General features: G+C 68.9%; 12 protein-coding genes and 1 tRNA gene. 8 read left to right on the top strand and 5 right to left on the bottom strand.

What is annotated here, in order from left to right; all coding sequences use genetic code 11:
* The coding region (locus G6023_RS09795; protein ID WP_277817524.1) for a DUF6596 domain-containing protein at positions 1-866 on the bottom strand (866 nt) is incomplete at its 3' end.
* A gap of 13 nt (positions 867-879) precedes the next feature.
* Positions 880-1170, bottom strand: coding sequence for a DUF3072 domain-containing protein (locus G6023_RS09800; RefSeq protein ID WP_069388673.1), 291 nt, complete (start codon positions 1168-1170; stop codon positions 880-882).
* A gap of 155 nt (positions 1171-1325) precedes the next feature.
* On the opposite strand from G6023_RS09800, the gene G6023_RS09805 reads away from it, so the two are divergent.
* Together G6023_RS09805 and G6023_RS09810 are read left to right on the top strand one after the other, a co-directional pair.
* On the top strand, positions 1326-1718 hold the full coding sequence (locus G6023_RS09805; RefSeq protein ID WP_069388672.1) for a hypothetical protein: 393 nt from the start codon (positions 1326-1328) through the stop codon (positions 1716-1718).
* Positions 1715-2455, top strand: coding sequence for an RES domain-containing protein (locus G6023_RS09810; protein ID WP_182635223.1), 741 nt, complete (start codon positions 1715-1717; stop codon positions 2453-2455). Before G6023_RS09805 ends, G6023_RS09810 begins: the two co-directional genes overlap by 4 nt.
* A gap of 16 nt (positions 2456-2471) precedes the next feature.
* Here G6023_RS09810 and G6023_RS09815 read toward each other — a convergent pair whose 3' ends face one another.
* The 3 genes from G6023_RS09815 to G6023_RS09825 all read right to left on the bottom strand — a co-directional run bounded on the left by G6023_RS09815 (position 2472) and on the right by G6023_RS09825 (position 4569).
* Positions 2472-2882 carry a YciI family protein gene (locus G6023_RS09815; RefSeq protein WP_182635224.1) on the bottom strand — a complete coding sequence of 137 codons (411 nt, stop codon included), beginning with the start codon at positions 2880-2882 and terminating at the stop codon, positions 2472-2474.
* Positions 2883-3001: 119 nt separating this feature from the next.
* Positions 3002-3967, bottom strand: coding sequence for a hypothetical protein (locus G6023_RS09820; protein WP_182635225.1), 966 nt, complete (start codon positions 3965-3967; stop codon positions 3002-3004).
* A gap of 86 nt (positions 3968-4053) precedes the next feature.
* The gene (locus G6023_RS09825; protein ID WP_182635227.1) at positions 4054-4569 is read right to left on the bottom strand and encodes an ArsI/CadI family heavy metal resistance metalloenzyme; all 516 of its coding nucleotides are present in this window, start codon (positions 4567-4569) and stop codon (positions 4054-4056) included.
* Positions 4570-4666: 97 nt separating this feature from the next.
* On the opposite strand from G6023_RS09825, the gene G6023_RS09830 reads away from it, so the two are divergent.
* The 6 genes from G6023_RS09830 (at position 4667) to G6023_RS09855 (ending at position 8301) form a co-directional block, all read left to right on the top strand.
* Positions 4667-5026, top strand: coding sequence for an Rv2640c family ArsR-like transcriptional regulator (locus G6023_RS09830; protein WP_182635229.1), 360 nt, complete (start codon positions 4667-4669; stop codon positions 5024-5026).
* A 76-nt stretch (positions 5027-5102) separates the two neighbouring features.
* Positions 5103-6077, top strand: a complete 975-nt coding sequence (locus tag G6023_RS09835; protein ID WP_206680991.1) for a sigma-70 family RNA polymerase sigma factor — start codon at positions 5103-5105, stop codon at positions 6075-6077.
* 142 nt (positions 6078-6219) lie between these two features.
* Positions 6220-6777, top strand: coding sequence for a dihydrofolate reductase family protein (locus G6023_RS09840; protein ID WP_182635231.1), 558 nt, complete (start codon positions 6220-6222; stop codon positions 6775-6777).
* 35 nt (positions 6778-6812) lie between these two features.
* Complete coding sequence (locus G6023_RS09845) at positions 6813-7103, top strand: DUF4287 domain-containing protein (protein ID WP_182635233.1); 291 nt, start codon at positions 6813-6815, stop codon at positions 7101-7103.
* 115 nt (positions 7104-7218) lie between these two features.
* Positions 7219-7291, top strand: a tRNA-Gly gene (locus tag G6023_RS09850).
* 125 nt (positions 7292-7416) lie between these two features.
* Complete coding sequence (locus tag G6023_RS09855) at positions 7417-8301, top strand: DUF1295 domain-containing protein (protein ID WP_182635235.1); 885 nt, start codon at positions 7417-7419, stop codon at positions 8299-8301.
* Positions 8302-8412: the final 111 nt, after the last annotated feature.

Raw genomic sequence — 8412 nt, forward strand, 5'->3', positions numbered from 1 at the left:
ACAGCCTCGGGGTACACGACCCGGACCCCCTGGCGCTCCCATCGGGTGCGGTCCTGCTCGGCGAGGGGGATCAGCTCGTCGTCGTCGCCGTCGTCGGCGTCCTCGCCAGCACCGGCGTCACCCCCGGCCCCGCCGCTCCTGAACCGCGCGGCGCGGCGCGCGTGGTGCAGCAGCATCAACGCGAGCAGGCCCCGCACCTCGGGGTGGTCGATGGCCGCCGACAGCTGCCGGGTCAGGCGCAGGGCCTCGGCGGCCAGGTCGACCTCGCCGGTGTAGCCCTCGTTGAACACCAGGTACAGCACCCGCAGCACGGTGGCCACGTCGCCGGGCCGGTCGAGGCGCTCGCCGGCGATGGTGCGTTTGGCGCGGCTGATTCGCTGCGCCATGGTCGCCTCGGGCACGAGGAACGCCCGCGCGATCTGGCGGGTGGTCAGCCCACCCACCGCGCGGAGGGTCAGCGCGATCGCCGACGGCATCGGCAGCGACGGGTGGGCGCACAGGAAGTAGAGCCAGAGGGTGTCGTCGGTGGGTGCTGTCGCGGGCCCCGGGGCCGTGGTCCGGTCACCGGGGCCCGGAGGCACGAGCAACGACGACGACAGCGACGACGAGCCCAGCCCCTGTTCCTCCGCCGCCCGCTGCTCCCGGCGCCGACGGGCGCCCTCGGAACGGACGATGTCGAGGAACCTGCGCCAGGCCACGGCCGTCAGCCAGGCGCGGCGGTCGCGCGGTGGGTCGTCCGGCCAGACGCGCAGCGCCTCCATGAGCGCCTCCTGGACGGCGTCCTCGGCCGTGGCGAAGTCGGCGCCGCGGCGGATGAGGATGCCGATGACCTGCGGCGTCAGCGTCCGGAGGTCGGGGGCGGTCATGGCACCGGCTCGTCTAGGCGTGGCCGGTGCGCGGGCTGTTCTTCTGCAGGCGGTCGATGTGCTCGGAGGCCTCGGCCTTGGTCAGCGTCGTCGGGAGTTCCTCACCGGCCTCGCGGGCGAGGGTGTCGAGGTAGCTCTTCTGCGCCTCCGTCATGGGCTCGTCGCCGGTGACCCAGTCGTCGGGGTCACGCTGCACCGAGCTGCCGTCGGCGGTCCGGCCCTCGGGGACGGGCGAACCGAGGGTCTCCTCTGCGCGGTTCTGGTTCTCGTCGGGCATCGGGGTGGTCGCGTCCGGGTTGGTCATGCCCGCACGGTACGCCCGCGCTCCCGGTCGAACCACCGGCCAGTGCGGGGTGCCCGACACCAAAATGGGGATGGTCACTGGGACCCGCTGGGGATACGATGTGGGAAACAAGGTGGGATTCAGCAGTGACAGCCCACACGTCAGGGAGCATCACGATGGCGATACTTCATCGGCGGCCGGATCTCGCCGCGTACGAAGAGGCGAACCGGATGACGAACGCCGAGCTCGTCGGTGCACTCCGGCCACTCCTGGGTGATCGGTTGGTCGCCTACTTGGGGCAGGTCAAAGAAACCCGTGCGGTACGGGGATGGGCCGACGGCACCCGACAGATCGCCGGGCCGGAAACCGTGGAACGGCTTCGAATCGCCTACCGGATCGCTCGAATGATCTGCGAGCGCGATTCCCCGGCCGTCGCCCAGGCGTGGATGCAAGGACTCAATCCGCTTCTCGATGACAGGGCCCCGGCTCTGCTGCTCCGCGATGGTGACGTCGGAGAAACCGGCCCGATGGTGCTCGCCGCCGCGCGTCAATTCGTATCGGTCGGATGAGCCGCGAGACGGTAGTCCGTACCAACGCCGGCGACATAGTCGTCCGGAGACACACCGCCATAACAGTTCACCGCGTGGGATTCGCTCCCACACCGTGGCAGTGGACCGATTGGGCTTACGCAGAGGACGGCCGATTCGATGGACGGTGGGACGACCCCGGAGGCTCCTGGCGGACCCTCTACGTGGGCGAGACCCGGCTCGCCTGCCTTCTGGAGCTCCTCGCGAGATTCAGGCCCAGCTCGCGGGTGTCCGACGAACTCGCGGAGATAGAAGTCAACGGGGAAGACGAATTTCCGACCATCGAGGCGGGCACGATTCCACCCGACTGGTGCGAGGTGCGATGCAGTGGAACAGCAATGATGTCAGGCGGCTTTGCTGTTCCTGGTGATCACCGCTCGCTGGCCGCTCTGCGATCAAGGTTCAGAATGACCGCCCTCGGACTCGGGCTCGACGACCTCGATGCTGCGGCGATCAGGGACGCGAGACCCCGCACCCTCACACGAGGAATCGCCTCCTGGCTCCACGGGGTCACAGACGTAGACGACGTCCCACTCGACGGAATCGAATTCACCTCCCGACACGGGGAGGACCTCACCTTGTGGGCGATCTTCGAACGCTCCCGAGATGGGGACGTGTCAGCCATCCTGGCGCCGCGCTTCGACAACGCGGGTCTCGGAACGGGTGACGCGGACCTCAACCGCGCTATGGAATTGCTCGGCCTGCGCTGGGCCGACTGAGGCGGACCGGCCGCGGTCAGTCCTCGATCTCCGTGGGAGCGGTGAGCAGGGGCCGCAGTTCGAGCCACTCGCGAATCGGTTCGCCGCCCGGCCCCGGGGCCGCGGACAGTTCGGACGCCAGCGCCAGGGCCCGGTCGTAGTCGGCCACATCAATGATCATCCAGCCGGCGATCAGGTCCTTGGTCTCGGCGAACGGGCCGTCGGTCAGCGGCGGGCGGCCCTCGCCGTCGTACCGCACCCACGTCCCCGACTCCGACAGTGCGTGGGAGTCCACGTACTCCCCGGAGCTCCGCAGTCGGTTCGCGAAGTCCTCCATGTACCGGAAGTGGGCAGCGGCGTCGTCGGAGTCCCATTCGCCCATCGGCGGATAGGTGGGCTCCTCCGGAGCGGAGCCGCGGTAGTGCTTGAGCAACAGGTACTTGGCCATGACTGAACCTCCTCGTGCTGTGCGACCCAGTGTGGTCGCTTCACTGGGGAGACGGAACAGTTCGCGGGTTCTCGTCATCGGGGCCGGAGGCGATCGGCGCGAGCTCGCGGGCTCGGGAACTACCAGGCCCCGTCTTCCACGGTGTCTCCCGAGGGGTGCTTGAGTTTCACGATGCTCTCGGGCGGCACCGGGGGATGCGCGTCCTCGTCGCCGCCCAGCGCCTGTCCGACGGACTTGACGCGCTTGAGCGAATCGGCGGGAGCGAGATCGTCGCGATCAGCGTCGAAGTAGTCGAACCAGGGCAGACCTGCCTCGGTGTAGGCATCTCGGTCGACGGGCGTCGCAGGCGGCACCTCCCCCGTGATCGCCGTCCACTGCGCTGCCGAGCAGAGGTGCACGAAGACCCGCCCGGACCTGGACTCGTCGTAGTCGCTGAGTTCGCGGTCGTCTTCGTAGACCTCCTGGCGCATCCGACCACCGGCCCCGAGCCCCATGGCCGGTGCACTCTCGGTCAGCGGCATGCCGCTGTAGCAAATCAAGTCGTCGTCGTACGACTTTCCCCGGTCCTCGAGCGCGGCAGCCGTCAGGCCGACTGCGCGCAATTGCACGCCACCGTGCTCCTCGCGGCCAGTCACCTGTCCCTCCACCGTCGCCCCCAGGCCCAAGGGGACTGCGACGAACTGCCGGATGAACCCGTCGCCGGCATTGATCCCGTCCAGCCAGGGCTGATCCGGCAACGACGCATAGTTCTGTGGGTCCTGCGACAGGGACTCGTCCCACTCCTCGCCGCTGATGGCGCACACCTTGCCGATGCCCACCTGCAGCGCAGCTGGCTCGCTGCTGTCCAGCGAGATCCACATGGCCTCACGCTGGTAGACGGGGAGCATGACGCCGCCGCGGGCCAGCCACTCCGCCGGGGCGGTGTCGGGGTAATCCTGAACCCTCCGGATCGGGAACAACCCGAGACCCGGCGGCAGGGGATGAAGCCCATCCTCGGGGATACGCAAGGTGCGCTGGAACCCGATTCGTACGGGACCGATGTGCAGCTCTTTTCCGACCACTCGGACGTCGAACGCCTCAGACATGATGGCCTCCTTCGATGGACCCCAGTTGTATCGCGCGGGTCCGACAAGAACGTTGACGAAGGTGATCGACGCTGCCCGGTCTGCGGTCAGCAGCAGGAGCTGTCGGCGCCCTCCGCTGGCGCCTGGGCGGACGGCTCGGGCGGCGCCGCTGCGGTTCCGCAGCACACGCCGCCGTCGGGGTCGACCCGATCGGCACCGGCCGGGCCGTCGAGGTGCTGGGGACTCGTACCGAAGGTCTCGGAGTCGGCGAGGACGGTGTAGACCTCCCACTTCTCCCCCGCCGGCCCGGTGACCCACACCTTGTCCTGGGTGGCGAAGCAGCAGGTGGTGCCGATCTCCTCGTCCGTGAACAGCCCCTCGCCAGTAAGGCGCGCGATCTCGGCGTGGACCTTCTCCGAGGACTCGACCTCCACCCCGAGGTGGTTGATCGAGCCACCCGTGCCGGGGTTCTCGAGCAGGACGAGCTTGAGCGGCGGTTCGGTGACCGCGAAGTTGGCGTAGCCGGGCTTGAGCTTGGCCGGATGGACCCCGAGGAGCTTGGAGTAGAACGTGACGGCCTCGTCCAGGTCGTCGACGTTGAGGGCGAGTTGAACGCGGGACATGGCGGCCTCCACCTGTGTGACATATATCGAATTAGTTGGCTCCACCAGAATGCTCCTGCTCTTCGATATATGTCAAGAGGGTCGCTACACTCTGTTCATGCCCAAAGCGCTCCCCGTGATCGACGTCAGCGGGCCGATCTGCTGCGACCCGGTGTCGGCCGCCCCCATGAACGATGCCGCCGCCCTCGAATTGGCTCTGCGCCTCAAGGCCCTCGCCGACCCGGTCCGCCTCAAGCTGGTGTCGATCCTGCTCACCGACAACGGCGACGGCGTGTGCACCTGCGACCTGGCGACGGGTGTCGATCTGGCCGAATCCACCGTCAGTTACCACCTCGGGCAGCTGCGCAAGGCCGGCATGGTCGTCTCCGAACGTCGCGGCATGAACGTCTACTACCGGGCGCGCGCCGAGTCCCTCGACGCCCTGCGAGGGGTGCTCGACCCGAACTGCTGCCGCTGACCGCCCGGCAGGCTGACCACTCAGTCGAGGCGCAAACCACCCCACGACCGCCGCGCCACGGCGGAGACTGAGTTCCGTGCACACGATCGAGGCAGAGGACTACCGGCGCGAGATCCTCGGCTACTGCTACCGCTACTTCGGCTGCTTCGCCGAGGCCGAGGACGCGACCCAGGAGACCATGCTCCGCGCGTGGAAAGCCCGGGACGGCGCCGGGTTCCAGGGCCGATCGTCCCTGCGTACGTGGCTGTACTCGATCGCCACCAACGTCTGCCTCGACATGACGCGGGCTCCACAGCGCAGGGCCCTGCCCACGGACCTCACCGAACCCGGCGCAGTGCCCGACGACCCCACGATGTTGGCGACCCTGCCCGAGGTCACCTGGATCGGCCCGGCGAGCGACGCACACCTCGGGATTGATCCTTCTGCCACCGCAGTCGTGCGCGAGTCCGTCCGGCTCGCCTTTGTCGCCGCCCTCCAGCACCTGCCGCCCCGGCAGCGGGTCGTGCTGCTCCTGCGCGACGTCCTCGACCACTCGGCCGCGGAATGCGCCGAACTCCTCGGGATGACGCTCCCCTCCGTCAATTCCGCGCTCGCCCGGGCCCGGAAGACCCTGTCCCAGCACGAGATCGCGCTCCCCCACCCGACGGAGAACACCTCGTCGTCGTCGCCCCGCCCCGACCCGCACGTCGACGCGGGCCTGCTCGATCAGTACGTCGCGGCGTTCGAGGCCTACGACGTCGACCGGCTGGTCACACTCCTGACCGACGACGCCGAGTTCTCCATGCCGCCGTTCGAACTCTGGCTGCGCGGCTCGGCGGAGATCGAACGGTGGTGGCGCGGTCCGGGCGAGGTCTGCCGCAACGCGCGCACCATCACCACCTCCGCCAACGGCCGGCCAGCCGTCGCGGTCTACCACCAGGCCGGCGACCAGCGCTGGGAGCCGTTCGCGATCCACGTCCTCGACTCCGCCGCCGGCCGCATCTCGGCCATCACCCACTTCATCGGCGCGCACCACTTCGCCGAGTTCGGCCTCCCCGCGCAGCTGCCGTAGGCCCGGACGCCGGCGCGCAGAAAAATCTCCGCGGCACCGATCATTTCCGCCGCCCCGTCCCGTCTACCCCTGTGAAGGCAACTCCCCCGGGCCACGAGCACCCGCTCGACCGGCCCCCGAAACCCCCGCAGGAGGGATCATCATGAGCCGCACGATCACCGCGCACATGTTCTCCACGCTCAACGGCGTGTCCGAGCACGCGGAGCGCTGGCAGTTCGACGCGTTCGGCCCCGACGAGATGCAGTCCATGCAGCAGATGGCCGCCACCACCACGGACCTGGTGCTGGGCCGCACGCTCTGGCAGGAATGGTCCGGGTTCTGGCCCACCTACGCCGACGACCCGTTCGCCCAGTGGGTCAACCCGGTCCGCAAGCACGTGCTCACCTCGTCGCTGACCGGCGACCTGCCGTGGAACAGCACGATCGTCCCCGGCGACCCGGCGGAGTACCTCGAGCAGCTGCGTACCCAGCCCGGCGGGGACATCGCCGTGGGCGGCGGGATCGAGACCACCCGACGACTGGTCCTGGCCGGCCTGGTCGACGAGCTCACCCTGACCATCCACCCGGTGATCACCGGCGATGGCCGCAGGCTCTTCGACGACTCCGTCCCCACCACACGCCTGCAACTGCTGAACTCCACCCAGACCCGGGCGGGCAACATCCTCGCCACCTACTCCGTCCGCCGGGACATTGCCGACTGACCGGCCCGCCACCACCCACCCGCAAGGAGAACCCCATGTCATTCCAGGCCTACCTCGACACGATCGAGACCAAGACCGGACTCACGCCCCGGCAGTTGGTCGACGCCGCCACCGAGAAGGGCTTCGGCCCCGGAACCAAGGCCGGCCCGATCCTCGCGTGGCTCAAGGAGGACTACGACCTGGGCCGCGGACACGGCATGGCCCTGGTCCACGTCATCACCAAGGGCCCGAAGATCGACCCCGAACACGTTGGATCGGGAGGCACCCACTCCGACGCCACCGACACGCTGTGGCTGGACGGGAAGGCCACGAACCCCGACAGGTGACAGCGCTTCCGACCCGAAGGACGCGCCCAAGGGCACCTCCCCGACGCGCGCTCAGAGGCATGGTCTAGAGTTCTTTCTCGCAACGCGGTGAGCGAGAGCGAGCCTGCGAAGCGATGCGGATGTGGCGCAGCTGGTAGCGCATCACCTTGCCAAGGTGAGGGTCGCGAGTTCGAATCTCGTCATCCGCTCTCTCGGAAGTGACGACGACGAGGTCGTTCATTTCCCTCTGGACGCACACGCGCCGGGATAGACCGAACCGGCCACATTCGCAGTTACCTCAACCAACGGCCGCGCGCCGCTCTACCCTCCTGACATGAGTCGAGGCGCGTCCCTCTTGCGAATCACCCTCGCGTACGTCATCGCCATCGCCGCCGGGTTGGCGTGGCTGGTGTGGGGTCCGGACACCGGGCAGTTGTGGCTGGACGGGCTGATCGCGGACATCGTCGCGACGTTGGTCATCTTCGGGTTCAGCCGCATCTTCCGGAACTCCAGCACGTACGACGCCTACTGGTCGGTCATCCCGCCGCTGCTGGCGTTCTACTGGTGGGTCGCCGCCGACGCCGGCGTGAACGACGTCCGCTGGTGGCTCATGATGGCGGTGCTGGTGGCGTGGGCGATCCGCCTGACGGCCAACTGGGTCCGCACCTTCCCCGGGATGCACCACGAGGACTGGCGCTACCCGCTGGTCCGCGAGCGGGCCGGGAAGTTGGGCCTCGTCGCCGACCTCATGGGGATCCACATCTTCCCCACCCTGGTGGTGTTCGCCGGCCTCATCCCCGTCTACGTGGTGGCCACGCGCGCCGGGCAGCCGCTCGGCTGGTTGGACATCGTCGCGTTCGCCGTCGGCATCGCCGCACTGGCCCTGGAGACGATCGCCGACCTGCAGATGCACCGCTTCCTCGCCACCCGCACGCCGGGCCAGGTCATGCAGACCGGGGTGTGGTCGTGGTCGCGGCACCCGAACTACGTCGGCGAGTGCGGCATCTGGCTGTCGATGGCCCTGTTCGGCCTGGCCGCCTGGCCCGGCGCGTGGTGGGTGTTCGTCGGCGCCGCCGCGATGCTCGCCATGTTCCTGGGCGTGAGCATCCCGATGATGGAGCGCCGCAGCCTCGAACGCCGCCCCGAGTACGACGACGTCGTGCAGCGCGTGTCCCGGTTCCTCCCGCGACCGCCCAGGAAGGCCACCGCCCGCGTGTGACGCGGCACCGCGTATGACCCGACCCCGCGTCGTGATCGTCGGACTCGGCGACACGGGCGTCCTCACCGCCATCGCGCTGCGCGGGAACGCCGACGTCGTGGGCATCACCGC

The sequence above is a fragment of the Dietzia sp. DQ11-71 genome, from assembly GCF_014144995.1.
Taxonomy (GTDB): Bacteria; Actinomycetota; Actinomycetes; order Mycobacteriales; family Mycobacteriaceae; genus Dietzia; species Dietzia kunjamensis.

Excerpts from the sequence above, each read along its gene's own strand:
- G6023_RS09820 (WP_182635225.1), bottom strand. The coding sequence starts at position 3,967 with ATGTCTGAGGCGTTCGACGTCCGAGTGGTCGGAAAAGAGCTGCACATC.
- G6023_RS09840 (WP_182635231.1), top strand. The coding sequence starts at position 6,220 with ATGAGCCGCACGATCACCGCGCACATGTTCTCCACGCTCAACGGCGTG.
- G6023_RS09855 (WP_182635235.1), top strand. The coding sequence starts at position 7,417 with ATGAGTCGAGGCGCGTCCCTCTTGCGAATCACCCTCGCGTACGTCATC.
- G6023_RS09805 (WP_069388672.1), top strand. The coding sequence starts at position 1,326 with ATGGCGATACTTCATCGGCGGCCGGATCTCGCCGCGTACGAAGAGGCG.
- G6023_RS09825 (WP_182635227.1), bottom strand. The coding sequence starts at position 4,569 with ATGTCCCGCGTTCAACTCGCCCTCAACGTCGACGACCTGGACGAGGCC.
- G6023_RS09810 (WP_182635223.1), top strand. The coding sequence starts at position 1,715 with ATGAGCCGCGAGACGGTAGTCCGTACCAACGCCGGCGACATAGTCGTC.
- G6023_RS09845 (WP_182635233.1), top strand. The coding sequence starts at position 6,813 with ATGTCATTCCAGGCCTACCTCGACACGATCGAGACCAAGACCGGACTC.
- G6023_RS09830 (WP_182635229.1), top strand. The coding sequence starts at position 4,667 with ATGCCCAAAGCGCTCCCCGTGATCGACGTCAGCGGGCCGATCTGCTGC.
- G6023_RS09800 (WP_069388673.1), bottom strand. The coding sequence starts at position 1,170 with ATGACCAACCCGGACGCGACCACCCCGATGCCCGACGAGAACCAGAAC.
- G6023_RS09815 (WP_182635224.1), bottom strand. The coding sequence starts at position 2,882 with ATGGCCAAGTACCTGTTGCTCAAGCACTACCGCGGCTCCGCTCCGGAG.